The sequence below is a fragment of the Dyadobacter sp. HNCC25DJ186 genome (assembly GCF_056895235.1).
Genome location: NZ_JBXHAS010000002.1, coordinates 476,317 through 502,587, shown reverse-complemented (window position 1 = coordinate 502,587; position 26,271 = coordinate 476,317). Strand labels below are relative to the sequence as shown.

Annotated in this window: 26 protein-coding genes; 15 read left to right on the top strand and 11 right to left on the bottom strand. The window is 39.3% G+C overall.

The window, feature by feature from the left end:
- The first annotated feature begins 66 nt into the window (after positions 1-66).
- The 5 genes from AC1XUO_RS07035 (at position 67) to AC1XUO_RS07015 (ending at position 4,698) form a co-directional block, all read left to right on the top strand.
- Positions 67-1,059 carry a glycoside hydrolase family 43 protein gene (locus AC1XUO_RS07035; RefSeq protein ID WP_483329064.1) on the top strand — a complete coding sequence of 331 codons (993 nt, stop codon included), beginning with the start codon at positions 67-69 and terminating at the stop codon, positions 1,057-1,059.
- A 458-nt stretch (positions 1,060-1,517) separates the two neighbouring features.
- On the top strand, positions 1,518-2,306 hold the full coding sequence (locus AC1XUO_RS07030; protein WP_483329063.1) for an MlaE family ABC transporter permease: 789 nt from the start codon (positions 1,518-1,520) through the stop codon (positions 2,304-2,306).
- A gap of 6 nt (positions 2,307-2,312) precedes the next feature.
- Positions 2,313-3,077 (top strand): ABC transporter ATP-binding protein, encoded by a 765-nt coding sequence (locus tag AC1XUO_RS07025; protein WP_483329062.1) that lies wholly within the window; start codon positions 2,313-2,315, stop codon positions 3,075-3,077.
- Between the two features lie 2 nt (positions 3,078-3,079).
- Positions 3,080-4,105, top strand: coding sequence for an MlaD family protein (locus AC1XUO_RS07020; RefSeq protein WP_483329061.1), 1,026 nt, complete (start codon positions 3,080-3,082; stop codon positions 4,103-4,105).
- 218 nt (positions 4,106-4,323) lie between these two features.
- The gene (locus AC1XUO_RS07015; RefSeq protein ID WP_483329060.1) at positions 4,324-4,698 is read left to right on the top strand and encodes an Hpt domain-containing protein; all 375 of its coding nucleotides are present in this window, start codon (positions 4,324-4,326) and stop codon (positions 4,696-4,698) included.
- 60 nt (positions 4,699-4,758) lie between these two features.
- Here AC1XUO_RS07015 and AC1XUO_RS07010 read toward each other — a convergent pair whose 3' ends face one another.
- Together AC1XUO_RS07010 and AC1XUO_RS07005 are read right to left on the bottom strand one after the other, a co-directional pair.
- Positions 4,759-5,931, bottom strand: coding sequence for a glycosyltransferase family 2 protein (locus AC1XUO_RS07010; RefSeq protein WP_483329059.1), 1,173 nt, complete (start codon positions 5,929-5,931; stop codon positions 4,759-4,761).
- A gap of 3 nt (positions 5,932-5,934) precedes the next feature.
- Complete coding sequence (locus AC1XUO_RS07005) at positions 5,935-6,852, bottom strand: glycosyltransferase family 2 protein (RefSeq protein WP_483329058.1); 918 nt, start codon at positions 6,850-6,852, stop codon at positions 5,935-5,937.
- A gap of 188 nt (positions 6,853-7,040) precedes the next feature.
- Here AC1XUO_RS07005 and AC1XUO_RS07000 point away from each other — a divergent pair, with 188 nt between their 5' ends.
- The 9 genes from AC1XUO_RS07000 to AC1XUO_RS06960 all read left to right on the top strand — a co-directional run bounded on the left by AC1XUO_RS07000 (position 7,041) and on the right by AC1XUO_RS06960 (position 14,796).
- Positions 7,041-7,583, top strand: a complete 543-nt coding sequence (locus tag AC1XUO_RS07000; RefSeq protein WP_483329057.1) for a hypothetical protein — start codon at positions 7,041-7,043, stop codon at positions 7,581-7,583.
- Positions 7,580-8,737, top strand: coding sequence for a response regulator (locus AC1XUO_RS06995; RefSeq protein ID WP_483329056.1), 1,158 nt, complete (start codon positions 7,580-7,582; stop codon positions 8,735-8,737). The genes AC1XUO_RS07000 and AC1XUO_RS06995 overlap by 4 nt, the downstream gene beginning before the upstream one ends.
- 6 nt (positions 8,738-8,743) lie before the next feature.
- A complete protein-coding gene (locus AC1XUO_RS06990) occupies positions 8,744-9,082 on the top strand; it encodes an STAS domain-containing protein (protein ID WP_483329055.1) in 339 nt (112 codons plus the stop codon).
- Positions 9,083-9,085: 3 nt separating this feature from the next.
- Entirely contained in the window at positions 9,086-9,667 is a 582-nt protein-coding gene (locus AC1XUO_RS06985) for an ATP-binding protein (protein WP_483329054.1), read from the top strand.
- Positions 9,651-10,778: an acyltransferase family protein gene (locus tag AC1XUO_RS06980; RefSeq protein ID WP_483329053.1), complete on the top strand. Its 1,128-nt coding sequence runs from the start codon at positions 9,651-9,653 to the stop codon at positions 10,776-10,778. The genes AC1XUO_RS06985 and AC1XUO_RS06980 overlap by 17 nt, the downstream gene beginning before the upstream one ends.
- A gap of 50 nt (positions 10,779-10,828) precedes the next feature.
- Positions 10,829-11,719 (top strand): glycosyltransferase family 8 protein, encoded by an 891-nt coding sequence (locus tag AC1XUO_RS06975; RefSeq protein ID WP_483329052.1) that lies wholly within the window; start codon positions 10,829-10,831, stop codon positions 11,717-11,719.
- A gap of 8 nt (positions 11,720-11,727) precedes the next feature.
- Positions 11,728-12,489 carry a glycosyltransferase gene (locus AC1XUO_RS06970; protein WP_483329051.1) on the top strand — a complete coding sequence of 254 codons (762 nt, stop codon included), beginning with the start codon at positions 11,728-11,730 and terminating at the stop codon, positions 12,487-12,489.
- Between the two features lie 73 nt (positions 12,490-12,562).
- Positions 12,563-13,906, top strand: coding sequence for a flippase (locus AC1XUO_RS06965; protein ID WP_483329050.1), 1,344 nt, complete (start codon positions 12,563-12,565; stop codon positions 13,904-13,906).
- A 38-nt stretch (positions 13,907-13,944) separates the two neighbouring features.
- A complete protein-coding gene (locus tag AC1XUO_RS06960) occupies positions 13,945-14,796 on the top strand; it encodes a glycosyltransferase family 2 protein (protein WP_483329049.1) in 852 nt (283 codons plus the stop codon).
- Here AC1XUO_RS06960 and AC1XUO_RS06955 read toward each other — a convergent pair.
- Together AC1XUO_RS06955 and AC1XUO_RS06950 are read right to left on the bottom strand one after the other, a co-directional pair.
- Entirely contained in the window at positions 14,793-16,013 is a 1,221-nt protein-coding gene (locus AC1XUO_RS06955) for a glycosyltransferase (protein WP_483329048.1), read from the bottom strand. The two genes, AC1XUO_RS06960 and AC1XUO_RS06955, sit on opposite strands and share 4 nt — an antisense overlap.
- Positions 16,013-16,975 carry a hypothetical protein gene (locus AC1XUO_RS06950; protein WP_483329047.1) on the bottom strand — a complete coding sequence of 321 codons (963 nt, stop codon included), beginning with the start codon at positions 16,973-16,975 and terminating at the stop codon, positions 16,013-16,015. Before AC1XUO_RS06950 ends, AC1XUO_RS06955 begins: the two co-directional genes overlap by 1 nt.
- A gap of 286 nt (positions 16,976-17,261) precedes the next feature.
- Between AC1XUO_RS06950 and AC1XUO_RS06945 the strand changes: the two genes are divergently transcribed.
- Positions 17,262-18,803 carry a hypothetical protein gene (locus AC1XUO_RS06945; RefSeq protein WP_483329046.1) on the top strand — a complete coding sequence of 514 codons (1,542 nt, stop codon included), beginning with the start codon at positions 17,262-17,264 and terminating at the stop codon, positions 18,801-18,803.
- Here the strand turns inward: AC1XUO_RS06945 and AC1XUO_RS06940 are convergent.
- From AC1XUO_RS06940 to AC1XUO_RS06910, 7 genes are all read right to left on the bottom strand, one after another.
- Positions 18,800-20,287 (bottom strand): O-antigen ligase family protein, encoded by a 1,488-nt coding sequence (locus tag AC1XUO_RS06940; RefSeq protein ID WP_483329045.1) that lies wholly within the window; start codon positions 20,285-20,287, stop codon positions 18,800-18,802. The two genes, AC1XUO_RS06945 and AC1XUO_RS06940, sit on opposite strands and share 4 nt — an antisense overlap.
- Before the next feature lie 12 nt (positions 20,288-20,299).
- Positions 20,300-20,443 carry a hypothetical protein gene (locus AC1XUO_RS06935; protein WP_483329044.1) on the bottom strand — a complete coding sequence of 48 codons (144 nt, stop codon included), beginning with the start codon at positions 20,441-20,443 and terminating at the stop codon, positions 20,300-20,302.
- A complete protein-coding gene (locus AC1XUO_RS06930; protein ID WP_483329043.1) occupies positions 20,440-21,627 on the bottom strand; it encodes a glycosyltransferase in 1,188 nt (395 codons plus the stop codon). Before AC1XUO_RS06930 ends, AC1XUO_RS06935 begins: the two co-directional genes overlap by 4 nt.
- Positions 21,624-23,810: an exopolysaccharide transport family protein gene (locus AC1XUO_RS06925; RefSeq protein ID WP_483329042.1), complete on the bottom strand. Its 2,187-nt coding sequence runs from the start codon at positions 23,808-23,810 to the stop codon at positions 21,624-21,626. The genes AC1XUO_RS06930 and AC1XUO_RS06925 overlap by 4 nt, the downstream gene beginning before the upstream one ends.
- Entirely contained in the window at positions 23,807-24,472 is a 666-nt protein-coding gene (locus AC1XUO_RS06920) for a TolC family protein (protein ID WP_483329041.1), read from the bottom strand. The genes AC1XUO_RS06925 and AC1XUO_RS06920 overlap by 4 nt, the downstream gene beginning before the upstream one ends.
- Before the next feature lie 65 nt (positions 24,473-24,537).
- Positions 24,538-25,758: a sugar transferase gene (locus AC1XUO_RS06915; protein WP_483329040.1), complete on the bottom strand. Its 1,221-nt coding sequence runs from the start codon at positions 25,756-25,758 to the stop codon at positions 24,538-24,540.
- 20 nt (positions 25,759-25,778) lie between these two features.
- Positions 25,779-26,168 carry a response regulator transcription factor gene (locus tag AC1XUO_RS06910; protein WP_483329039.1) on the bottom strand — a complete coding sequence of 130 codons (390 nt, stop codon included), beginning with the start codon at positions 26,166-26,168 and terminating at the stop codon, positions 25,779-25,781.
- Positions 26,169-26,271 lie beyond the last annotated feature (103 nt).

The following is a 26,271-nucleotide window of genomic DNA, read 5'->3' as shown; positions in this document are numbered from 1 at the left end:
TCTGTTAAAAAGTTCAAAATTTGAATTCCTTGCCAGTGCGCTTAACTTGCATCAAAAAAACGATCTATGAAAAAACAATTCTTATTAGTCATTTTCGTCATTATTTCAATTTCCTCCTACGCTCAGAAAGGCCAGAAGACTTCCGGGAATCCGGTATTTCCAGGCTGGTATGCAGATCCTGAGGGAATTATCTTCAATAGTCCAAAAGGAGGAAAAGAGTATTGGATCTACCCTACTTTTTCAGCGCCTTACAAAGACCAGGTTTTCTTTGACGCATTTTCATCAAAAGATCTGGTGACCTGGAAGAAACACGACAGGGTTTTAGATACTCTGAATGTAAAATGGGCAAAAAAAGCAGTTTGGGCTCCTTCCATTATTGAGAAAGATAAAAAATATTACATGTTTTTTGGGGCCAATGATATTCAAAGCGACAACGAAGCCGGCGGAATTGGCGTGGCTGTTTCCGACAAACCAGAAGGCCCGTTCAAAGATTATCTTGGAAAACCGCTGATTGATAAATTCCATAATGGTGCTCAACCTATCGACCAGTTTGTCTTTAAGGACAAAGACGGACAATACTACCTTTATTATGGCGGTTGGAAACATTGTAATGTGGCCAAACTGAAAAATGATTTTACAGGGTTTATTCCCTTTGAAGACGGAAAAATATTCAGGGAAATTACGCCGGCCAGTTATGTTGAAGGACCGTTCATGTTTATCCGTAATGGAAAATATTATTTTATGTGGTCAGAAGGTGGTTGGACAGGGCCGAATTACTCGGTAGCCTACGCCATTGCTGATTCACCGTTTGGTCCGTTTGAACGAATTGGAAAAATTCTCCAGCAGGATCCGAAAGTAGCAACCGGCGCAGGTCATCACTCGGTTATACAAATTCCGGGAAAAGACGAATGGTTTATCGTTTATCACCGCCGCCCACTTACAGAAACGGATGGCAATCACCGTGTGACCTGTATAGATTTGATGACATTTGATGAAAAAGGAATGATCAATCCCGTCATCATCACCAACGAAGGTGTGAAACCGCAGCCTCTAAAATAATTTTTCCGGCAGAGGAATAAAAATTTAGTCCTCTGCCGGATTCTTCCGAGGCTTGGCGTTGAAGTTGCGATCCGATCTTGAACCCTCGCAGAGATTTATATCTTCACAACGATACTCCAAATTATCTCTCAGAAAACAACCTGAATCTCAGGGTCATCTATTTCATATCCCGGCAAAAATTCCCCACACTTCCTTTTGCGAACGACTTTTTTAATGGTATAAAATTTTATTATAGAAGTAGAATCAACCAAGCCGCTCGTCACAGATCATTTTTTTTGTTCAAATTATTTTACAAATATTGGATAAATTGAAGTTCCATGGAATAATTTTTGCTATGACTTAAACACTAAACGTTGAAGGCTCTTCTCTATACCTGAAAACGCAAAATTTATACTTGGAAAATACGGCCAAATCATTCCATAACATAATATAGGTTATCAACTTTTGCACAATTTTTAATGAGCACGAAGCCAAAAGAACATGTTTTTACAAAAAATTTAGATCACGCCTTTCTATCAGTATACAACGGCTATAAGTTTTTTATCCGCTTTTTCGTAGAAGCCTTTCGCGGGCGAATGGAATTCCAGGAACTCGTCAAGCAATGTTATGCTATTGGATACAAATCGCTGTTGCTTATAGGGATGACTGGCTTCATTACCGGAATGGTATTTACCAAACAATCGAGGCCATCACTGGCGGAATTTGGCGCTACGTCATGGCTGCCTTCTCTTGTCTCCATAGCCATTGTGCGGGCATTGGCCGCACTGGTAACTGCCTTGATTAGTGCAGGTAAAGTAGGATCCAGTATAGGTGCCGAACTTGGTTCGATGCGTGTAACAGAGCAGATCGACGCCATGGAGGTTTCTGCAATTAATCCTTTTAAATTTTTAGTTGTAACCCGTGTTTTGGCCTCCACCATCACAATTCCCTTGCTTATGTTTTATTGTACGCTTGTCGGATTGCTTGGAGCATTCCTAAATGTTTATTTGAACGAAGGCACCAGTGGCGTAGCATTCGTCGAAAAAGCATTTGAGCAGATTACCTTCCTTGATCTCGGTACCTCAGTTGCGAAGGCAGTCGCCTACGGTTTCACGATTGGAATGGTAGGTTGTTATCAGGGATATAACGCTACAAAGGGAACGGAAGGCGTTGGAAAAGCAGCAAATACTTCGGTTGTACTTTCCATGTTTTTAATTTTTATAGAAGAGGTTATAATAGTTCAAGTATCTAATTATTTCAGAGGTTAGAATTGTATGTCAGAAAATACAAATCAGGAAGATCCAATCATTTCAATCCGGGACGTGTATAAGTCGTTTGGCGACTTACATGTTTTGAATGGAGTGGACCTGGATGTATTCAAAGGAGAAAATGTCGTCGTACTTGGGCGGTCTGGAACCGGGAAATCGGTTTTAATTAAAATAATCGTCGGGTTACTTCTTCAGGATAAAGGAACAGTGAATGTGCTGGGCCAGGAAGTTTCCGAATTACAGGGCAAAACATTAAATGAGCTCCGTAGAAAAATTGGCTTTTCGTTTCAGAATAGTGCGTTATATGATAGTATGACCGTTCGGGAAAATCTTGAATTTCCTTTGGTTCGAAATGTTGCAAATCTCTCCAAGGCTGAGGTCAAAGACCAGGTTGAATCGGTATTGGAGTCTGTTGGATTATCGCAGACAATAAATCAGGTTCCTTCTCAGCTTTCAGGAGGACAGCGTAAACGTATCGGTATCGCCCGCACACTTATCTTGCAGCCGGAAATCATGCTCTATGACGAACCGACCGCCGGACTGGATCCGATTACCTGTATCGAAATCAATGAGTTAATCAATGAAGTGAAGGAAAAATATCACACCTCAGCAATTATTATTACCCACGACCTCACCTGTGCACGACAAACAGGCGATAGACTTGCCATGCTTCTTGACGGCAAGTTCGCGATGACGGGCACTTTTGAAGAAGTCTTTGCTTCAAATGAGGAAAGAGTTAAAAGTTTTTACGATTATAATTTTATTCAATAGTAATGGAAACAAGCAATAGAAAACGCTCCGTAGTAGTAGGTCTTTTCGTCATTGTCGGACTGGTCATTTTACTCGTCGGAATTCTTACGATCGGGAGCATGAAAAAAGTTTTTTCATCCAACATAACGGTCAAGACGATTTTTGAAGATGTTAATGGTTTAAAGGCAGGAAACAACATCTGGTATTCCGGGGTCAAGATCGGGACTGTGAAGTCTCTGAAATTTCTTCCGAACTCACAAGTTGAGGTGATGCTGAATATCGAAGAAAAATCCCAGGAGTTTATCCGGAAGAATGCATTGGCGAAAGTCAGTACGGATGGACTCATTGGTAATAAAATCATTGTAATTTACGGTGGTACGCAGAAAGTGCCATCCATAGAAGATGGCGACCAACTCGCAGTTGCAAAAGTTGAGAGCACCGAGGAAATGCTGAGTGTGTTGTCCGAAAACAACAAAAATCTACTTTCCATCACAGACGCTTTTAAGAAAATCAGTAAGAATATCCTTGAAGGCAGAGGTACTGTCGGGATGCTTTTGAATGATGACAAGTTATACCGCGACGTAGATGCAACCATGGCCGGATTGAAAAAAGCCTCTATGAATGCGCAGAATCTAACAGCTGCGTTGTCGACTTACGGAGCTAAGTTGAATCAAAAAGGTGGCTTGGCAAATGACCTGGCCACTGATACCATTATCATGCACGATGTCAGAGCAACGATGGTGCGCTTAAATGAAACCGTAGCTTCTGCAAACACTATGGTAAATAATTTAAAAACTGCCAGTGCTGATATTAATTCTAACACAAAAAGCCCAATGGGTGTTTTGCTTCATGACGAAGGAACTGCGTCAAATTTGAAAAATACGATTCAGAATCTTGAAACAAGTACAGCGAAACTGGATGAAAACATGCTGGCTCTTCGTCAGAACTTTTTATTCAGAAGATATTTCAAGAAGAAAGACAAAGATGAAGAAAAGGCGAAGGAAGAGTCAAAAAAAGAGGAAATGAAAGAAACTGAGGTAAAGCCTTAGATTTTGAAGATAAACTATTTGTGAATCAGGCCAATTGTTATTTCGACAACCTATTCAAGATACTAATTCGGGAAGATTTAGAGAAGTACTTATAACTTTACATTATAATCTATTCGATATTGTTATTTCTGTTGTTGAAAAAAGTTAAGATATTCGTTATTATTGTTAACAAGTTTTGAAATCATTTAACACCCATATAATTCCAAAGAAATATCTTAATGGCTCTATCACTTAACCCCGCACTTGACGTTAGTTATCTTGATCAAATCTATGGTGATGACGCGTCAATAGTACAGATTATCTTTGAAGCGTTTCTATCTGACTCATTACCACGCTGGAAAAGCCTTAAGTCACTTATTGAACAGGAAAATATCCCGGAAGCTGCTAGTGTCGTTCATGGAATTAAGCCCTCTTTCACAATGGCCGGACTTACAGCGATCAGAACGAAAGTTGAAGCACTTGAACGTGATATTCATAATGAGGTTGAAACAAAAGAAATTGTAGCACATTATCTTCGGATTGATGATGAAGTGGAACTTATTATTCCAATCCTGGAAGCGGAAGCTGAAAAACTTGGCCACCTTTCTTCCTGAGGGCTTATATTCATTTTCAAGCCTCTGAAATTCTACGGGAAATTCAGAGGTTTTTGATTTTTAAGCGGTCTTTCTCTTTGCCTTATCCCAGGCTGCGCTTTGGCTTCCTTTATAATATCGGCCGATACCGGCAACTACTGCGTAATTCATTACGCAAAAATAGTAGGGAACAAATAGGGCTTTCACTTTTATTTTGCGTTTCTCCAGTATCCATCCTGTTAACGCTGCTCCATAGAAAAGCACTTGTCCGGCCATGACAAGGAAATATATCGTATCCGGAAACCGGACACAAATGATACCGTTTAAAACAAAAACCAGTATCATCAGAAATGGTGTCACCGTCCATCGCAGTACGCGGTGGCTGATATACTGAAACCAGAGCAAAGGAAAACTAAATGGCAGAAATAGCTTTTTTAACCTCAAAATGGATTGAATTCCACCTGCTGCAATCCGCACTTTCCGCTTTAATTCTTCCTTAATATTATCAGAAGATAATTCTGATGCATAAGCTTCCGGTTCGTAGATGATACGATATCCCTTCTGCGCGATAAGCATGGAAATCATGAAATCGTCCAGAATTGTATCTGGCTCAACTTGCTCGTAGAGAGAGCGTCTCACACTAAATAACTCTCCCGCAGCTCCTACCACGGAATACAATTCAGAGTCCCATTTCTTCAACGTTGATTCGTACTTCCAGTAAAACCCTTCTCCCGCTGTGGCATCAGAAACATCATCTTGCATGACACGCTTCTCTCCCGATACTGCTCCCACTTCGGGGTCGGCATAATGTCGGGCGATCAATAACAAGGCATCCTTATTTAGAAAAGTATTGGCGTCCGTGAAAACCACGACCTCGGTATCCACCTCATGCATAGCGCGGTGGATCGCATGGATTTTACCCTTCCGTGCCGGCGAATGCATAAGTTTTATATCCGCAAATCCTCGTATCAATTCAGGCGTTTTATCCGAGGATCCGTCCGTGATAAACAATAGATTCAGCTTTTCCTTTGGATAGTTAAGACTCAGCGTATTTCCGATTTTTTCTAAAATCAGATCCTCTTCATTGTAAGCTGCCACAACCAAAGTCAGCGTGGGAAAATCCTGATCTAAACCCGGAATGAGCCGCTTACCTTTAAAAATTTTCCTAATCTTAACCAGGAAATAGAGTAAAATTCCGTAACCGAGAAACGTGTAAAAAACAATGAATAAACTAAGCCAGAAAAGGAGTTTCATATATTAAAATTTGACAGGGTAGCCTAGATTTTTACTATCAACAGCATTCGAGAAGTGCCACAGAATCGCCTTTATAAAAAAGGGAATAAAATTAAACTCTTTATTTCTTATATAACCAAATAAATTTCTCGGTATCACCGTCAAAAGGAAGTAAAAACAGAAAATTGTAAAAGTGACGGTAGGCGTATTTTTCCGGATAAAAAGTATCCGGTTTCTGGTCATAAAAAATTCTTTCAGCGTTGATCTCTTACCAACAGAAACAGATTCTTTATGATAAATTAATGCCTGCAAATTGACGTGAATTTCATAACCAGCCCTTCGTATACGTTCGCACCAGTCCAGCTCTTCGTAATATAAAAAATAGTTTTCCGCCATGAACCCCGCTTTCTCCACCGCTGTTCTGGAAAGCATCATTGCTGCTCCGTGCGCATATCCGGTTACGCCGGTTAAGGAATCAAATTGCCCCCTGTCTTCTTCAAACTGGCCTATACAAGCATTTCTTGCCGTGTAATAGTTCATTTGTGTATATCCGGCATATTGAAGCATTCCGGGCTGATCGAAATAGTGGATTTTGGGAGATACAATACCGATATCAGGATTTTTTTCCAGTGTCCCCACTAGCTTTGCAACTAAATCTGCGGTCACTTCGGTATCATTGTTGATAAGAAAATAGTAATCCCCAGTTGCTTTGCTTAAACCGATGTTATTTCCTCCCGCAAAGCCGGTATTCCGCTCTGAACGAATGAAGGTGACGTCTTTGTATCGCTTTTCCCAATCGGGAACGCAGTTTTCCTTGCTCCCATTATCAACAACAATTACTTCCAAATTGGGATAAGTGTTTACCTCCTTCAAGGATTTGAGCAAATCTTCTGTAACTTTTGGTTGATTAAAATTAACAGTAACAATAGAAACTCTTTTCATCCGGTCGAAATGTATCGAATTGTTGTCTATAAAAATGAAGAATTAATTTCAATGATTTGTAGAAGTATTTCAAAATTAACAATAAAAACATAGCTTTAACCAAAATTTGTCGCACTGCTCTATTTTTTGATCAAAAAGCAATCTGAGCAACGTTCGAACTACCGAAAGTGTAATCAATTGTTAAAAAAGTGAAAATAACTCGCTTACCTGGTTTTAATAATATTCCATCTTCCAAGTTGCCGGCAAATGGCGACGGAAATATTGCATTGGAAGAAAAAGTGAGTGAATTGATTGCATTAATCGACAAAACGAGTGTCGATAGTAAAAGTTCAAAACGTTATCAACAGCAAATCGCGGATGCTTTCCAGAGGTCACTATTCACGCCGAAAAAGCTGGAACCTTACACCGCACTTGATCAAGATAATAATTTATCTCGCGAGGAATTATTGGAAGGTCTTGAAAAATTATTGTCTGAAACGAAAATTGATAGTGAAATAAGCAAGAATTATTTAAGGAAAAATGCAGTACAAAAAGGAGTAATGTTTATTCTCGCCTTACTATTAATTGTAGTAGGTTTTGCGATGATCATTATGCCGGCACCGCCAAGCTTTGAGATTTTCACTGTATTTTTTTTTAATGCAAATGACGGCGTGACGATCATGGATCTGATTTCGCTGTTAATTATTTTCGGCGGAGTTTTAATGTTCGTTTTAAATTTGAAAAAGAAATGATCGCCTTCCCGGAACCTCCTTCGAAAGTAAAAACTATTTTGATTGTAGAAGATAATCTTCTTTTCAGGAAAGTTATAGAGTCGTCTCTGAAAAGAGCTGGGTATACATGCCTGCTTTCTGATTCAGCAGCCGAAGCACTGAGTTTGCTGGAACAGGAAAGGCCGGATCTGATCTTGTCAGATTATGATATGCCCGAAATCAACGGCTTCGATTTCCGGCAAACCGTATTACTAAACCAAAATATTCGAGATATCCCTTTTGTATTTCTGACATCGTTTACAGACGACTCCATGATGCTGGAAGGACTGAATATGAATGCATTAGATTATATAAATAAGGAAACACCTATGCCGGTGATCATTTCCAAGCTGAATAATATTATCAAGTCACTTGAAAATGAACATATCCGCTCCATTCGGGAATTACGCATAGCCGCGGAGACCTTAAACGTAAAATCTGTTCCTGAAAGAAGCCCCGAATTACAAAGTTTTAGAATCCACTTTTGGCACAAAGGATATCTTGGATATCCGGGAGGTGATTTTATCGATTTCATTAAAGTGGATGAGCGTTATTGCTTCGCCCTCCTAGGTGATATTATGGGAAAAAAGTGGAAAGCATGGTTTTTCACTTTTGGATTTATGAGTTACATCCGTGCTGCCATCAGGTTTTGTGTGCTCGACAATGATTTTGCTTTAAATACGATTGTTCACAAAATAAACAAACTGGTTTGTCTGGACGAAAGTCTGCAAAATATTTTATCGAGCCTTTCACTTCTTCTGCTGGACAATCAGACTGGGCAGATATCTTACACCGGAGCCGGAGATTTGCCGCTGATAAGTTTTAATGCTGAACAGGATACCACGAGTACCGTTCTTTCGGGTGGCCTTTTATTGGGACTTCTGGAAGATGGATTCTATGATGAGCAGATCATCCAAATGAAGTCGGGTGATCAGCTGGCCATCTTTACAGATGGCATGATTGATATTCCTTCAAATGGTTCCAAAAAAAGTGACTATCCTTTTTTTGTTGAAAAGATCAGACCATATCTGGGGAAATTTAAAAGTTTTGATCTGATCAAAACACATGTTTTAAATCAGATCAATGACAGTAACCAAATGGACGACGCAAGTATAATTTTTATAGAAAAACAATAACCCATCATGATACTTCAAGTTAACCAAATCGATCAAGTCGTTCAGGCAACCATAATACCAGCGGAAGCAAGCCTTTCAAACGCAGACCAGTTTAAAGAAGAAATGATCACGCTGATTGCCAACGGGGCTGGTTTGATCATTGTCAGTTTTGAAAACGTAAATTATATCGACAGCTCATTTTTAGGAAGTTTGGTCGTTGCGTTGAAATACGCAATGCCAAGGAAAACAGATATTTACCTTGTATCATTAAAGCCGGATGTTAAAAATCTGCTTACATTAATCAGAATGGATAAGGTATTTAAAATTTACAAGGATTATAATCAGGCTATGGAAATGTTAAATTAATGCATGAAAAATAACGGGTATAGTAAGTCTTTTGTGTTCTCAAACAAGGCGGAAGATGTTGCTTCGGTGGTAAGAAGTTGTGTAGAATTTATTGAAGAACCGAAGGATTTGGTACCTGTGTCACCAGAAGTGCTGTCTCGGATAAAATGGGCATTAACAGAATTGCTAATTAATGGCGCAAAACATGCAGGCACAGACGAGAGCGCTCTTCACATAAATGTGACCGAAAATTCGCTTACTATTGAAAAGGAAGACCGGGGAAACCCATTAAAGCTACTGGTTAATAGTGGCGAAAAACATTTGGTCTGGCCGCTTAATGATTTTGTCTCAGAGCGGCAACTAGAAGTATATCAAAACGGAATGGATTCTTTGCAGGTCATCGTCCGATCTGAACTGGATGCCGATTTTGTTGTAGCGGAAATGGAGGATGTGGAAATGCCGCAGCTTTTGATCACAACCAGCGAGCATTTTGGGTTAATGATTATCGCGAAGGCCTCAGAAGAATTTCAGTATCGATATGAGCCCAATACCAAAAAAAATATTTTCAGCGTGACATTTAAATATATGAATGAACAATTTACTTAGTCAGAAACACAGATTTGAAGTTTTGGATATTTTTAGAGGCATTTTTGCTTCTCTGGTATTTCTGTTTCATTTATGCGCCTTTTCAGAGACCCCGATATTGAACAACAGCTTTATCGAAAATTCTGATATGTTCGTGGATTTTTTCTTTGTATTGAGTGGATTTGTGATCGGATATAGTTATCAAAATATTTCTGACAGCCAAACTGCCAAACTGTTTTTAATCAAGCGATTTTATCGGATATACCCACTACACTTCTTCATGCTGATGTTGTTTGTAGTCGTGGAATTTTCCAAAACAATACTGAGTCCCTACATTAAAGTCAACAATCTTAACAACCCTGATAATAATCTGACGACATTTTTTACTTCGCTTTTTTTGATTAACTCTACACCTGTCCCGGGAGTTAAGGATGTCAGCTGGAATATACCAAGCTGGTCAATCAGTGTGGAGATGTGCGCTTATCTGGTTTTTGGAGTACTTGTTTGGTTCATCAATTCATCCCGGCAAACTAAAAACAGAAATCGATATTACGGCCTTACAGTATGCATAAGTCTTGGAGCACTCTGGCTTGTTTCGCATTCATTTAAACTGCATTTCACGTACGATTTCGGCTTTATCAGAGGTATCCTTGGTTTCTTCGTTGGAGTGCTTTGTTTCAACCTGTTTAATACATCCCATACAAGCGTACGACAATTTCCCACCTTTATTTTTTCAATTGCAGAAATTTTGATCCTTGGCCTTATAACCACCTGCATAGCTGCTGGCGAATTATTGAAAGAACTAGGTTTTGTATATGAAATATTATTCTTCTGCTGCATTTATATTTTCGCTTTCGAAAAAGGAATTTTCTCTTCCGGAATGAAAAAAATTGGCTTTTTACATCAATTGGGGAAATACTCTTACTCAATTTACATGACGCACGCGCTCTTCATCAGTCTTTTCAACGTGCTTTTCATCCGAATACTAAAATTTCCACCGTCTGCTTATTCATATCTGTTTATTCTCAATTTCATCATCATATTTTTCGCGTCCGTCTGGACTTATAAAAATATAGAAATGAGATTCATGTATAAAAAGAAGGAAACTGAAAAATCGGCCGTGCCAAACTAAGGATTGCGAAAGAAAAATTATTATTCAATACTTAACGTTTCATATCTCTCATGAGCATCAAGGACAAAATTACTATCGTAGTTGCTACCGACAATCACTACGCTATCCTGCTGGCAGCTTTGATAAAGTCGATTGAAGTAAACCATAAAACTCCTGAAAAAATAGACCTGTACATTATCGATGATGGTGTTTCAGAATCGAGCAGAAAAAAAATCGAGCAGTCGAGCAGCAAAGATGTTACGACTATGTACTGGTTTAAAACGGCGAAAGTAATACCTCCGAATGTTAAAATTCCGGTTGATAAGTCCGCATTTCCAATCACAACTTATCTTAGACTTTTCGCGCCTTATATCATTCCGAAAGAAACAGAAAGATTTCTTTACCTTGATGTGGATATGATCCTGAAAGAAGATATCTCTAAACTGTGGCATATCAATCTTGAAGATAAGCTCTTTGCCGCAGTGCCCGATCTTGCAAAAGTTTTCAGCAGTGAATGGGGTGGCGTACCTAATTATAAGGAACTCGGCTTCGATCCTCAAACGCCTTATTTCAATGCAGGTATGTTATTGGTGGATCCGATAAAGTGGAGAGAAGCCGATATTTCTAACCGGGTGATTCAGTGTATTTACGATAATATTGCTTCGGCGAGTTTCCCCGATCAGTATGGTCTAAATGTGGTTCTGGCAAACCAGTGGGTTATACTCGACCAGCGATGGAACACCTTTGCAGTTTTGGAAATTGCAGATCCATACCTTATACATTACCTGGATATTAAACCAATTTTCAAATCGTACAACTGCAACCTTGCTTATAAAGACGAATTCTACAAATACCTACGAATGACTCCTTACAAGGATCATAAACCAGTCAGCGACTCGATAAGACTCATGAGAAAAGCGTATAACAAATTAAGGAAAATCGTATCCGGCTATCTAAAATAGAGCTTTTTATGTCTGATTTTAAAAATGTCACGCTGCTCGTAACGCACTATAACCGGAGCACTTCACTTGAAAGACTTCTCAAATCTTTCCGTGACCTGGAATGCAATTTTGGTGATATCGTGGTATCTGACGACGGCAGTAAGCCGGAACATCTGGAATATATAAATGCTCTGAAACAGCATTATGAGTTCAATCTGGTAACGACTCCGAAAAATAAGGGACTTGGAAACAACATTAATAAGGGTCAGGATGCGGTAAAATCTGCCTATACCTTATATGTCCAGGAAGATTTTGTACCGGAACCTATATTCCCCGCGGCCCTGGAAAATTCACTGGGATTCATGGAGCAGCGCAAAGATCTGGACTTCGTCAGGTTTTATGCCTATTTCAAGTATCCATATTTAAAGCCTTACAGCCATGGTTTTTCAGAGATGATATTTAAACTATGGAACCCGGGTTACAAGAAGTTTTACTATTACAGCGATCACCCGCACCTTCGACGAAGCAATTTTTTCGAAAGATTCGGGCGATATCCCGAAGGGTTGAAAGTGGAAGTTACTGAGTATAAAATGATGATGTCTGTTCTCAAAAATAAGGGAAAAGCATTATTTTATGAAGATTACACCAGCTTGTTTGAGCAAAAAAATTCTTCGGAGGAGCCTAGCACGGTCCGTAGAAATTACTGGCGTGAGACAGAAAATTTTGCTGTGACAGGCGCGCGTCACGCGTATCGTCATTTGAAATTTAATTATGATTACTTAACCTCATAAGTCTGAATCTCTTGGCTCCTTAATCGGGAATAAAGAAAAACGCAGAAAACCTTTATCCATTATAATTGACATCATGGCAGATAGCAAGCCGAACAATGACCACTATTGGTTGAAGTCAGGCATCATCAATGTAGTACAAAATTTTGCCGGCGTGCTTTTCGGATTCGGAGGGTTTTATCTGATGGTCAGAATGTTAGACAAACATGAGTTTGGAATCTGGACACTCTTTATGGCCACGACGACTATTTTCGAAATGGTAAGAAGCGGTCTGATCCAAAATGCTCTGATCAAATATATTTCTTTTACAGAAAGTGAAAAACATAACGAGATCATCTCGTCCTCTTTTGCTTTATGCGGCATACTCACTTTTCTCTGCGTACTAATTAACCTTTCCATTTCCAGCTATCTAGGCGAAATCTGGCAGTCAGGCGAAATCGTTTCTCTGTTCGGCGTTTACAGTATCGTTTATATTTTCTCAGGAATTCTATCGCAATTTCACTGGGTCGAGCAGGCAAATTTCAGGTTCAACGGGATCTTTTTCACCAACCTTCTAAAACAAGGGCTGTTTTTTACATATCTCCTGATCTGCTTCATTTTCAAAATTGAAATCCAATTGGTTGAGCTTGTTTATGTACAAGCTATCAGTCTGCTATTCAGCATCATACTGGAATATTTTTTTGTGAAAGACCTTTTGAAATTTACATTTAAAGTGTCGGGTGAATGGATTAAAAAGTTACTTAATTATGGTAAATATGCGTTCGGTACTTCCGTTGGATCGATACTTTCAAGTACAATAGATCAGATGATGCTTGGATCATTGTTATCACCTGCTGCCTCCGGGTCCTTTAATATCGCCGTTCGGATCATGAATCTGGTAGACATTCCAACCAATGCAATCGCAGTTATTGTTTTTCCGCAAAGCGCAAAGAGACTGGCAACGGACGGCGAAGATGCCATTAAATATCTATATGAAAAATCGGTAGGAACCATCCTTGCCATATTAATTCCCGCGCTGTTATTCCTTTTTTTCTTTCCGGATTTTGTTGTCAATCTGATTGCAGGAGGAAAATATGCAGAAACAATTCCAATTTTAAAGGTTACGGTTTTATACTGTGTGCTCATTCCCTACGGCAGGCAATTTGGAACCATACTTGATTCCATAGGGAAGCCAAAAATAACCTTCACGATTGTGATCATTACTGCCGTACTCAATCTGAGCCTAAACTATCTTTTAATAAGCCGGATAGGTGTTATGGGTGCTGCCTACGCAACGTTGATCTCTAATTTTATAGCTTTTGCCATTGCACAAACCATACTTTATAAATTACTCCGTGTAAATATCCTGCACACGTTCGTGTACGCGTACCGGTTTTACCCAGAGTTTTTTATGAAATATGTAAAACCTCGTTTTAGCTGATCTTAGTACTTATTTGTTCACTCAAAAGAACTTCGCAAATGTCAATATTTAAAAACCCTGAATGGCTAAAAAAATACGATTTTCAGTATGAGCGTTTCAGTCAGATCCCTAGTCAGGTTTTTGATGAAATTAATGCTAAGCTATCCACTGTTTTAAGCGACGCGCCACTTGTCAGCATCGTCATTGCAGCTTGGAACGAAGAGGTAAATCTGCTCAGATGTATTGCTACCCTGGCCAATATGGAGACGGTGAAACCGTTCGAAATTATTGTCGTGAACAACAATTCAAGCGATGATACACAGCTAACTATTGATTCTTTAAAAATAAAAGGGCTTTTTCAGCCCATTCAGGGACCTGGGCCTGCAAGGCAGCTCGGTCTGGAAAATGCAAAAGGAAAATATATTCTGCTGGCAGATGCAGACTGTTTTTATCCGAATAAATGGCTTGACGAAATGGTCGACCTGCTTAGTCAGCCTGGTGTTTCATGTGTTTATGGACGGTATTCCTTTATCAGTGAAGCCGGGTACTCGAGAATACAGCTTTCTTTATTAGAAAAAACAAAGGACATTATCGCCGAATATCGTCACATCAATCGCCCGTATCTGAATACTTATGGAATCAGTATGGGATTTTTACGTGAGCCCGCTTTAAAAATTGGATTTGTAATGAAAAATGTACGTGGAGAAGATGGAAGAATGGCTTATGCTTTGATGCGTTACGGAAAAATAAAACAGATGAAAGAAAACTCGGCGAGAGTCTGGACTGGCGCACGCACTCTCAAAAGAGACGGCAGTTTTTTCCAGCTCTTTTCGAAACGTGTCATCAAAGAATTCAAAGGTTTCTTTTTCAATCTGCATGCAAAGGCACCAAAAGAAATAGAGAAGCTCTAAACAGCTTTTTCCCGTTTCAATTCCAGTGCATTGGCCAGGATATCTGCAATCTGCGTAATTCTTACCTGCCAGGTATTATTACGGGCAATTTGGATTCGCTGTAACTTTTTATCTTCGTTATTCGTCTCCAAGGCTTTCGTAATAGCGGATGAAAAGGAGGCTGCATCTGAGCAATACGCCACGGTGTCTCCTGTAAAGTCAACCAGATCGTCGTTGAAATTAATAGCTACCGAAGGTTTTCCTGCCCCCAGATATTCAAACAATTTCAGCGGAAAAATTGTATTACTCACCTCGTCTCTTTTAAAAGGAAGCAATGCGACATCAAAACCTTTTAAAACAGCAGGCATTTCTTTATAGGCCACGCTACCGGTAAAGTATACATTTTTCATTTCGAAAAACGAATCAGGAATATACGATCTGTCCTGCGGCCCCACGAAAACAAAACTTTTGTCAGGATTATTTGCGGCCACTTCGCCCAGTAACGCATAATCCATTCGTCTCTCAATATTTCCAAAATAACCAATCACAGGCTTGGGAAAATCTTTTAAAATCGAAGAAACTGGTAGGTTTTCATCCAATGCCGTCTGGCTGTGGGTATTGTCGGCAGCATTAGGAATGAAAAAAGTATTCTTATTTTTTTGGATACAATTATTGTATAACGCGCGGCTCGTACACAAAATGACATCACTTTTTGTTACCAATTTATCCTCCGAAACTACTCCATGTCTGGCATCAAAAGGTACGACAATCGGATCAACACATTGGTAAACTGTCAGCTTGGGATTTAGTCCATCAATAACGTCGGGATAATGGAAATTAAAGGAATTGATAAAAATAAAATCTTTGATGTTATGTTCTTTGATCATCCCCTTCAATTTAGTTCTGATCAAAAACTCATTGAAACGAAGTGCAAGCCTGAATAACACACCTTCCGGCAAGAAATTAATCGACAATAAAACTGGCGGAACAATCACCTTCATATTCGGAACAGGCGTAGAAATCATCGCTTTGCCTGTAATCGAAAAATAACCTTCCCTTTTATTTTCTTCCTTAGATTCTCTGAGGCATAGGTAGTCTTTTATCGTATGGGGGTGTTCTATATAGTAAACATTATTTTCTGCTGCAAGTAACTTCGCTATCGTATAGTTGGTAGACTCAATTACAGCATCAAATCTCGGTAGCCCCAGAATAATTATATTTTGCCCTTGCAATTTCATCAGAGAGGAATTGAATTAATTTTTTTTTCAAAATGCTCCACAACAAATTTCTTTACCTCGTCGTCTGTTTTCGCATGTAGTATTGTAGCGTCAGAGAATTTAGGATACAGTTTATGAAAACAATCAAAGTGATGCTCCGGCCCTTCTTTCGACAATATGAGATTGGTACCTCCAAAGTAGCTGGCGAGGGTAGCCGTGCCGCCGTGAATGGAGATAAATTTTGATGCGTTTGCGTATACCTGTAACTGTAAATGATTGAAATTGTTTGCCTTACCTTTGTTTTGCTGAAAGATATCTTCCATCAGCAGCACATCAGGATATTCTCTTTCCAACCACTCATATTCATTCATATCATAAATGTCGCTGTTATCCATCGTAATATGCTGAGGTCGTGGTCGGTTGTAGATTATGGTATATTGTTCTTTCAGCTTGTCAATAATAAAAGCCAGCAGTTCTGTATTGAAATAACTAATTGGCGGCCCATTCCATTCCATATTATAGCGGTTGGCGATGATCAAAATTGGCTTTTTAAATTTATAAATATCGTTGGCATACATCTCTTTTAAGGGAACAGGCAGCCATTTTTTCATATTGTAATTCTGACTGTACAAGATTCGGGGCATTTCAAAATTGTAATTTCCGCGCTCTGTCCTTACTTCGAAAGAATCCTCGTGATCAGGAGAAAAGAAGTAAAGCTCCTTCGTATATTTAGCAGATGCTGTTTTTTTCAAAGTCCCGTTTTTATAATGCCAGTAGGCAAAAGGCAAGACAAATTGAAGTTCAGGAGCAAATTCTCCGTGAAATTCAAGCTTTTTGTAGGGGCTCTTAATGATGTAGTCACGAATAAAATATTTCAGCTGGACCAACTGACAATAATAAGTATCCCGGTAAAAATATCTTAACTCAATTGGCAGACGCCCATATCTGAGAAGTACAATAAAACTTAATAATTTATTTAACATTTTAATGTCGTTCACAACGGGAATATTTATCTTCTTTGCAACGGAATGTGAAGTAATCGTCAAGAAAACATTGTAGCAATTTTGCTACTCAAATCTAGAACTAATTCTTAACATATTGACATTTTAGAAATTAATTTTTACCATATTTACCAAATCATTTTCAAGGAATTATCCTGTATTACTAACACAGCCATCAAACTCGATACTATATCGATTTGTCCCGGGTTGATGTAAGTAATCTGCGGTCTTTGATTATAACCGGCACCTCCAAATCCAATAACATATAATGATTAAAAGTATAATAATCCCTACAGATAAAATCCTAAAATTCTCGGCAATACTTGTATCAATAATTACCTTATCAATTTTTATTCTCAGAATCGTGCTGGCACAAAGCAGCCAAACAGATCTTGGCGGCGTTGAACAGAATGTCATATACAGCATCCAAAAAATCCTTTACGATGGGAAAATATACACAGATCCGACATTCGCTCCTTTCGCCATCACACAGTATACGCCGATTTACCACTACCTATGCGCCTTTCTTGGAAAATTATTCTCTCTGGATCCGGGGATCGACATTTATAAGATCTACTTAATCGGAAGATATTTAAATGTATTCTTCAATATTCTCCTGGCTATTGTTGTCTTTCAGGTCTGCGCCAGGAATTTGAAGATTTCGAGAGAATTATCCGTCATTACATCATTGGCATCCTTCATTTGTGTTTTCCGTCAGGAATGTACCGTTCGCCCTGATTCCTTGATGGATCTTCTCCTCATTGTTACCGTTTGGGCGATTATTTTATTTCAAAATAAAAAAAATGTTTACTTTTTAATTGTTGCCGCCATCCTTTCTATTATTGTCATTTTTGTCAAGCAAAGTGGTGTGCAAATGCCCGTGATAATACTGGGTTTTTTAGTTTTTTCGAAAGACTGGAAAAGCCTTGCCATTGCATTCATTACAATTTCGATTTCAATGCTTGTTTGTATCACCGTTGTTTTTCTTCAATTTGGACCTATTTTTTTTACGAACGTTATTGGTGGCGTTGCGAACGGTGTAGATCCTGAATGGTTTTTCCTTTACGTTTTTGGGTTAGGATTTAAAATCAAAATCATGATCCCGGCTTTGGCTGTTCTCTGGATTACATTTTACCACTGGAATTTGTTCAAATCCGACCAGACAACAAGATTATTGTCATTCACGGCTTGTTCCATGTTCGCGTTTGCAAGTCTGACGGTACTGAAAAGCGGTTCAAATGTTTCCTATTATTATCCCTTTTTTGTGGTTTCGATAATTTTGATATCCTGGCGAATTCATCGCTACCAGGCTACAAACCGGCCTTTTGTTTTTGCTTCTTACACACTATATCTGACCTGCATTTGTTTTCTGACTTTTATACATCAATTCCGGGAGGTCCGGCAATTGCAGGAACGTAACAATCCGGGAATTGATCAAAAAGATCTGCTAATTGAAGAGGTATCTTCCTATCTTCAAGAAAATCTGAAAGCTGATGACTATATCTTTGCAAACCTGGATGACGAATCAATTACACCCAGTGTCTTTGGGCGTAGAGGGATCAACAACATTTTGTTTAAACATGCATTAATTCCGCAGCTTGATATTTTCAAATCTTCGAACGTTCGGTCCAAGGTTTTGGGATATGAAAATTTCGGAAATATGTTACGAAATGGAAAGGTCCGTTACATCGTTGAATCCGATCCCGAACTGGATTTTCTGATCATACCAGATCTCAGGAAAATAATCAAAGAAAAATATAGTATTGTCAAGGTATTTGGCGGTTATCGTATTTACGAATTCCGCAACTAAGCGAGCTGCTCGTCCGTTAGTTTGGCCTTTAACAAATTTTGCTTTTGATCAATCAGGAAAGTAGTTTGAATGATGGCCGCTGCAACGTAGAAAAGTATATTATTTGGAAACTGTACGAGTGCCTCCTGTGGATAATTTCCAATATTCAACACAAAAATTACCAGTGTCATCGCCATACAATACAGTTTTAACTCCGGGTCTACGATACTATAAAAGTTGAGTATCCCTGTTTTTAAAATCGAATAAACAAGCATACAAAATAACAAAAGGCCGATCCAGCCCATTTCGACCGCAACACGGATATACCCACTATCGGGAGGAAAACTTGCCAAAAAAGAGTTGGGAGAGAATCTGGCGCCCCACGCCCCGGTAGCACCCAGGCCGCCACCAATCGGATGTGACAGAATAAATGGCTGTATCCTTTTTTGGTTGACCTTTCTAACATTAAACGATGCGTCATCTGACGGACGAAAAGCTGTCTGGAATCTTGCGAGCGTTGGATTTGATGTTGGAATAAAAATACTAATCCCGATAACCACGGCCAGTGCTCCGGAAAATATCATTATTTTTTTACTGAAATTCAAAATAGAAAACAATATCAGGCCAACCGGTATCAACACATAAGCCCCTCGTGTTCCAGAGTATAACATCGCCATCACAAACATTCCAACCAGCAGACACAAAATAATACGTCTCGTATTGGAGATCTTTCCGGAAAGAAGTGCTATACATATTACACTTCCACAAACCATCGTATAGGAAAAAGCGACTGGGTCCGAGAAGATTGAATATTTCCTCCAATGTCCGTTAATAAACAATAGACTTACAGTCAGCGGATTAGCCTCCAAATCGCGCAGCTCGGAAGCGCCAAATCCAAGAAATTCCTGTTTGAAGCCATATAATGCACCTAAAAAAGCTAAAATAATCCAGGCGGCCAAAATAATTCTGATGGCTTGAATTGATCTTAAATGATATACAAATACAAAGTACATGATCGTTACTGCTGCCACCGATCTCACCGTATAAACCCATGCAAGACGTGATTCGGCCCAGGGATTTGCAACCTGAATAAGATTGTAGATAATCCAGATCAATATCCAGAAAGCGACTGGATTTTTGAATATTTTCCAGTCGGGGTTTTGCTTCTGTTTTATAAAAAATCCAATAATCAGTAGAAGCTGCAACGCGTCCATTAGCGTACCTAATGGAAAATCTACACCAAACCTCAGAATAAAAAACAAGAAGAAACCCATCGTGAGCAGGACCAGTATCCCAAAGATCGGATATACAATAATCGCATAGAGGGTCGGGATTGCAATCATTACAACGATCAGCAGCAGGCCAACAGCCATTCCACCTTTGATAGCCAAATAACCAAAAAATATGGAAAACAGCACCAGCAGACCAACTACAACTGGTTTTGATAACCTATTGAAGTAAGAATCTTGTGGCTTTTCTCTGTGATCTTCTGGCAGGCCTTTCAAAATTTTATAAAACTAAAAAAACAGGATTTTAAAAAAGAAGCTGAAAACACTGATAAATGCCAAAGCAAGCGCCACCTTTTTTGTCATTTGCTCCACCCTGGTCAGTTTAGGAACAACTTCATGTTTTTTGTATTTTCTTGTTGGAAAAACTTTCATTGTTCAGATTCCTTTCGATAGTTATGTTTCGTTGCTACAGACAATTTATTTGCCTTCCTGGCATTCAGCAGTGAAACAATCTGATAGAACATGAAATTGGGAATTGTCTTTAAAGATTTTACAATACGCTTGTCGAGCGGAGAGGCCATCAACGAGATCAAAAAACCAATTACAAATGCACAAAGACCTGTAAACCAAGCTAGTGAAATCCATGGATTAATCCAAAGATTCAAAATCATAAAGAAAACCGATAAGATCAGAAAGATGAACAGCGGCGGTCGAAGTAACACAAATCCGAATAAAAACTGGTTCCAGCTCGCATTTTTAATACCTTGATAAATAAGAGAAAACCCATAGCTAAAATAACGGAACCAGGTATTGATCCATCGTGAGCGTTGTTTTACAAGCTGGTCGGAAGCAGAAGTTTTTTCATCATATACCACAGCATGTTCGGCAAAGGCAATTCTTTTCGCGGCACTCACCACTGCATTTTGCAAAATTTTATCAAAACCTGCGCCAGAAATATTCAGATGCTCTAATGACTCCCTGTATAGCTTCGTTGTAAATGCCATTCCCGATCCGGACAGTGTTGCAGAAGATCCTGCACGAAACAACATTTCACCGTCGTAGTAATGATAATAAATATCTCGCGCAGCATCCAGACATGCATAATTGCTATCCAGATTTTTTGCTTTCCTGATACCCTGGACTGCCAGAAATCCCTGGTCAAAATAAACATTAAGCTCGTTTATGAATTCAGGATCAGCAATATTGTCGCTATCGATAATGGCGATTCGTTCGTGCTGACGCCTGAAATTATTTATAGCAAAAAAATGTGATTTGGTATTACTCGCCAGGATAGAATCAGGCTGAAGTAATATAACGCGACTGTCGGAAAAATGAAGTTCGGAGATATCGCAATTGTCGGCGACGATGTATATCAGATAATTGGAATAATTGATCTTTAATAAACTATCGATCACATCCGGCAGTTGCTGCGTTTGCTGATAAGTTGCAACAATAAGCGCATAATCAGCCTGAGACCGTAAGCCGGAATCAGACCAGTTTTCTGCTTTTTGGTTCTTCCTTCTAAAAAGATTAAAAAAAGCCAGCAGCAAAGGAAAAATCAGGAAAAATCCAATGATCCCTTGCACAGCCCACCAAACAAATGAAATGATGCTCATTCAGCTATACGTTTAGTAATCTTCCCCGTTTGTTCAATATCTTCCTGAATACCTGTCAAAACCCAGCCGGCGAATTTTCCATTCAGATTCTTTAAATAATCTATCTTGGCTTTATCTTCCGTAGAAACGGAATTACCTGACCCGAAAACAGCGACGACGATATCAGAAAAACTGATCCACTCTTTGGCTTTGTTCATTGATTCGAGAGAGTCCGTTTCGACCAGAATGATATCGAACTGCTCCATCAGGTTATTCAATTTCATATTGATTCGTTCTTCCTTGGCAATTTCAAATAAGGAAGTGTCTGCACCTTTGTTACCCAGGAAATAAATGGCACCTTCGTCAGTATCGGTGACTTCGTTAGTTTTTTCAACGAGGTAGTCTTCGATAAATAGTGAACCGCCTTTAATTTTTGTTATCTCAGAATAACGCGAATTTCCGTCTATTATTAAAACCTTTTTGCTGATTTTGGAAAATGCCCAAGCCAGGCTTAGCGTTAAAATTGTTTTTCCATTGCCTTCTTTAAGACTCGTAATCGAAATAAGCTTTGTCCCCGGACCTTCATTCATCAGCTCAAACCGGATGGAACGAATCAGATTACGATAAAGCTGCATTCGTTTTTCATGAGAGGTTTCACCATCCAGCTGGCTCATATCCATACTACCCTTGATGTTATTGAGATACCCCAGCACAGGCCGATCCGTTGCGTCAGCCAATTGCTGAGGATAACGAATTGCGCCATCCAGAAAATAGAGAACTAAAAACACAACCAGGCAAAAGACCAAACTGATAACACCTGACAGGATTACAAGCACAATTTTTTTTGACGGTTGTATCCGTCCGGGGAGAGCCCGCTCGGCAATTTTTAATTGTACCGGAAAACTGGACGCTAATCTGGCATCATTATATTTTTGAAGTGCCTCAATATATTCCTTACTGGCTATGTCGATTGCAGTTTCAAACTCCTGAACTTTTGCTTCGTTTGGCACCAGGCCATCAAACTTTGCGTTGAGTCTGTTCAACTCACCTTTTATCGACGCAACACTATTAACTGCCAGGTCTCGGGCGATTTCCATTGTCATTTTCTGGGAAACCAGCTCTTCCTTGACAACCAGAGGGCTGTAAATATTCTTGTCGGTAGCCTCAGCGATTTGAAAAGAGAGTTTTTTCTGAATGGAATCAACTTTTGCCTTATACTTTGGATCAAAATTACTTTTGACATACAACTCATTCGCCGATCGCAGCCGTTGCTTTGTCAACACGATCTCTTGATTGATACCGGCCAATGCAGTTTCCAGGTAATTCCGGTCAGGACCTTTGAATTTGGCATCTATATTTTTAATGGCGGCAGCATAAGCAACAATATCCTTTTCTGCAACCTCCTGTCTGATTTCAAACTCCGCCATTTGCCCATACAAACTTTTGGCCTGCTCGTCAAGATTTAATACCCGGTTCTTGATCTTGTAATTTTTAAGCTCGTTCATTTGCTCATGCAAAACCACGCGCTTCTGATTTAAAAAATCTGCCAGGAAACTGATTGTCTTGTCGCTGTTATTTGCAAGACGGGCTGAGTAGAGATTTATAAATTCGTTGCTTAATGTATTGATAACGAATGAGGCAAGAAAAGGGTTTTCAGCCTCAAAATCAATACTGATGTAGTCACTGTTCGACAACCTGAAAATCGAAAGTTTCTTTTGAAGGTGGGCGGCATCATACTCCATTTCGGCAAGTACCTCCTGAATTTTCCTCTCTTCATTACGCTCGGGAAATAGCTCTTCCTGGGTTTTATATTTTTGGGTAAGAATCTTCAAGACTGTCTTACGCTCGGCGGCACCCATGCCGCTTAGTAATTTAGATTCTTTTCTGAAATCATCACTTTCGGAAGCTTTCAGATCATGAATTAGCAGCTGATAGGAAACCACATCGATAACCTTTTTCAAAGACATCATCTGAATAAGATTGTCAAACTTTCTGGCGATCTCAAAATCCTGCTCTGTTCCGGTATTCATAATCCCCTGGTCCGTTTTATCAACAAGTCCCGTAGCAATACTGCCATGAGACTTATACTGGTCAGGGAGTTCTTTAACCAAAAAATAACAGGCTACAACCGTTAACAGCGGTACCAGGATAATTGTCAGCTTGTTTCTATATAGTATTCGAAGGAATTGCGAAAGCTCCGTCATTTGATATTTTCCAGTTTTTGACCCAATAATTCTTCCAGGCTGGCTTTCGAAATTAGTATATCGACCTCCGCAGAGATCATACTTTGTTGTCTATCCGAAACAGCAACCAGAGCTTTCGTGTATTCATCCAGCGACCTTTCACCTTTTTCATAACGAAACTTCATTTCCTCCTGAAGACTTTCAACATCCTGAAGGGCCTCAGATTTAACTTTCAGCAATGCCAGGTATTGTATATAGGTGTAATAGCGTCTTTTTACCTCAGCTTCCAGGTTCAGTTCATAACTGTCCCTATCAAATTGCAGAGCTTGTAATTCGCTCTTTGCTTGTTTGATCAATGAAGGTTTTTGCAGTAGGGATCCGATATTAACAAAAAAACCAAGTTGGTATCCGTTTAAAGCGGATGGACTCCCGACTACCAAACGATCCGGGCTGAAAAGATATGAAAACGAAAAGATTTCGAAATACGAAAGTTTTGCCTTTTTAACAACAAAACCGCCAGCTTCCATTCTGGCGTCGTACATTTTGAATTTTGGATAATTTTTTTTTGCCGTTTCAACGAGCTTTTCAACATATGCGTAGGAAATATCGCCACTGAGCGATTCCTGAGCTTTTACGGTCTTGTTGAACAATAAAAAGACAACTAATAAATAGAAATATTTCATCAAAAACATCAACTGTAAATAGTAATGATTATGCCGTTTTGATCGTTAAAACCAGCAAAAAATTGCTAAACATTTTCGGACTGAAAGAGAGCAGGGAAAGTCTTTAAAATAATTTCCATATCCATTTTGAAAGAAAAATTCTTGGCGTAGGTAATGTCCAATTCTGTTCTCTCTTCCTCGGACATATCTGCTTTGCCCTTTCCTCTCTTGGTAACCTGCCAAAGTCCGGTTAGTCCCGCCGGCCCGGCGAAACGCAAAATGGCACGGTCAGTGGTCAACTTCTCCGCTTCATATAGAGGCAAAGGCCGATTGCCAACCAGCGACATATCTCCTTTCAGAATATTAATAAGCTGCGGTAACTCATCCAGACTGGTATTCCTCAAAAAATTTCCGATTCTTGTTATCCTCGGATCATTTTGAAATTTCATGAAAGCCGCTTTCTGCTCCTTTTGGGTCTGGTAAACTTTTTCGCAAATCTCTTTTCCGTCAAGAAACAATCTTCGGTTACAAGATCCGCCAGCCTGACAAACTTCACAAAGATTTGAATTCTCAGCCTTCATTTCCGCAGAAGGCGTTTTGACATTATACATATTCAATGCAGCCATTTTCCTGATCATTTGATCTGCATCGGTCCGCATCGTTCTGAACTTGTAAAGGTCAAAAATTTTATAGCCGCTTCCCACACGCTTCGACTTATAGAAAACCGGGCCTTTGGAGTCCAGCCGGATAAGCAGCGCTACCAAAATAAAGATTGGGGATAAAAGTATTACCGCCGTTCCTGTCGAAATGATATCGATTGCCCTTTTCCAGAATGGGGTCTGATTTTTTTCAGATTCAATTTTTTGAGAAGCCTTCCGGGCCACATACCATTTACGTTTTGTGAAGTAATGCAGCCTGTTCAAAAGGTCACCCTCAGCAAAACTAGTTGCAAAAATGTCGTCCGCTTTTTTTACTCTGGCGTTTTTGATAACAGCCGGGTTCAAATTTTCGACTAAAACGATAAAGGGTATATTTCCAAATCCGGGATTGTTTCTCACGGTATCCAAAAGCTCCCAGGCTCCGCTTTTTACATGAGCCAGAATTGCATCAGCGGGAAAATAATCTTGCAAAGCTTTCAAAAGATCTTCCTTTTCTTCGAAATATTCTATCTGGAGAAAAGTGCCATAATTAGCTGAAAACCATAAATACTGATCGAAATCTTTCGTAAGGTAAGCAATTCGGTATTGTGCAGAAGGGGGTACTTTTGTTTCAACAGAAGTAGTTTCAGACTGACTTGTCCATTCCATCTTGTCGCAGGTTTACGGTATCAGGAGTATCTTTTGCTACGTCTTAATATGGCATTGATCTTGGCATGAACTTCAACAGGATTAAATGGCTTCACCATAAAATCATCTGCGCCCAGATTAAGACATTGAATTCGTTCACTACTTTCATCTGAACCGGAAAGTATAATTACGGGAATATCAGCATAGAGGTTACTGGCTCTTGCAGTTTTCAGAAATTCCTTGCCATTTAAATTCGGCATTTGTAAATCCGCAATTATAAGATCAACTTCATTCCCCTCTTCCAGCCATAACATACCCTCAGCACCGTCGCCTTTGACAAATACATTAAAATCCTTCTTTAAAAAATGCTCAAGTATTTTACAAATACTTGGCTCATCATCCATTACCAGTAAATTTTTTCTTGGGTTCATATGTTGAGTAAAATCGGATATACTTTAAAAGTCCTTATCATAGCGTGTGTATAGTCCTGTCAGTTTTGTAGAAATAGTTTATGAAGCAATCTTCCATAGTATT

Excerpts from the sequence above, each read along its gene's own strand:
- AC1XUO_RS06950 (WP_483329047.1), bottom strand. The coding sequence starts at position 16,975 with ATGTTAAATAAATTATTAAGTTTTATTGTACTTCTCAGATATGGGCGT.
- AC1XUO_RS06975 (WP_483329052.1), top strand. The coding sequence starts at position 10,829 with ATGAGCATCAAGGACAAAATTACTATCGTAGTTGCTACCGACAATCAC.
- AC1XUO_RS07030 (WP_483329063.1), top strand. The coding sequence starts at position 1,518 with ATGAGCACGAAGCCAAAAGAACATGTTTTTACAAAAAATTTAGATCAC.
- AC1XUO_RS06915 (WP_483329040.1), bottom strand. The coding sequence starts at position 25,758 with ATGGAATGGACAAGTCAGTCTGAAACTACTTCTGTTGAAACAAAAGTA.
- AC1XUO_RS06995 (WP_483329056.1), top strand. The coding sequence starts at position 7,580 with ATGATCGCCTTCCCGGAACCTCCTTCGAAAGTAAAAACTATTTTGATT.
- AC1XUO_RS06955 (WP_483329048.1), bottom strand. The coding sequence starts at position 16,013 with ATGAAATTGCAAGGGCAAAATATAATTATTCTGGGGCTACCGAGATTT.
- AC1XUO_RS07020 (WP_483329061.1), top strand. The coding sequence starts at position 3,080 with ATGGAAACAAGCAATAGAAAACGCTCCGTAGTAGTAGGTCTTTTCGTC.
- AC1XUO_RS07005 (WP_483329058.1), bottom strand. The coding sequence starts at position 6,852 with ATGAAAAGAGTTTCTATTGTTACTGTTAATTTTAATCAACCAAAAGTT.
- AC1XUO_RS06985 (WP_483329054.1), top strand. The coding sequence starts at position 9,086 with ATGAAAAATAACGGGTATAGTAAGTCTTTTGTGTTCTCAAACAAGGCG.
- AC1XUO_RS06945 (WP_483329046.1), top strand. The coding sequence starts at position 17,262 with ATGATTAAAAGTATAATAATCCCTACAGATAAAATCCTAAAATTCTCG.
- AC1XUO_RS06925 (WP_483329042.1), bottom strand. The coding sequence starts at position 23,810 with ATGACGGAGCTTTCGCAATTCCTTCGAATACTATATAGAAACAAGCTG.
- AC1XUO_RS06970 (WP_483329051.1), top strand. The coding sequence starts at position 11,728 with ATGTCTGATTTTAAAAATGTCACGCTGCTCGTAACGCACTATAACCGG.
- AC1XUO_RS06960 (WP_483329049.1), top strand. The coding sequence starts at position 13,945 with ATGTCAATATTTAAAAACCCTGAATGGCTAAAAAAATACGATTTTCAG.
- AC1XUO_RS06920 (WP_483329041.1), bottom strand. The coding sequence starts at position 24,472 with ATGAAATATTTCTATTTATTAGTTGTCTTTTTATTGTTCAACAAGACC.
- AC1XUO_RS06980 (WP_483329053.1), top strand. The coding sequence starts at position 9,651 with ATGAACAATTTACTTAGTCAGAAACACAGATTTGAAGTTTTGGATATT.
- AC1XUO_RS06965 (WP_483329050.1), top strand. The coding sequence starts at position 12,563 with ATGGCAGATAGCAAGCCGAACAATGACCACTATTGGTTGAAGTCAGGC.
- AC1XUO_RS07010 (WP_483329059.1), bottom strand. The coding sequence starts at position 5,931 with ATGAAACTCCTTTTCTGGCTTAGTTTATTCATTGTTTTTTACACGTTT.
- AC1XUO_RS06930 (WP_483329043.1), bottom strand. The coding sequence starts at position 21,627 with ATGAGCATCATTTCATTTGTTTGGTGGGCTGTGCAAGGGATCATTGGA.
- AC1XUO_RS06990 (WP_483329055.1), top strand. The coding sequence starts at position 8,744 with ATGATACTTCAAGTTAACCAAATCGATCAAGTCGTTCAGGCAACCATA.
- AC1XUO_RS07015 (WP_483329060.1), top strand. The coding sequence starts at position 4,324 with ATGGCTCTATCACTTAACCCCGCACTTGACGTTAGTTATCTTGATCAA.
- AC1XUO_RS07035 (WP_483329064.1), top strand. The coding sequence starts at position 67 with ATGAAAAAACAATTCTTATTAGTCATTTTCGTCATTATTTCAATTTCC.
- AC1XUO_RS06935 (WP_483329044.1), bottom strand. The coding sequence starts at position 20,443 with ATGAAAGTTTTTCCAACAAGAAAATACAAAAAACATGAAGTTGTTCCT.
- AC1XUO_RS07025 (WP_483329062.1), top strand. The coding sequence starts at position 2,313 with ATGTCAGAAAATACAAATCAGGAAGATCCAATCATTTCAATCCGGGAC.
- AC1XUO_RS06910 (WP_483329039.1), bottom strand. The coding sequence starts at position 26,168 with ATGAACCCAAGAAAAAATTTACTGGTAATGGATGATGAGCCAAGTATT.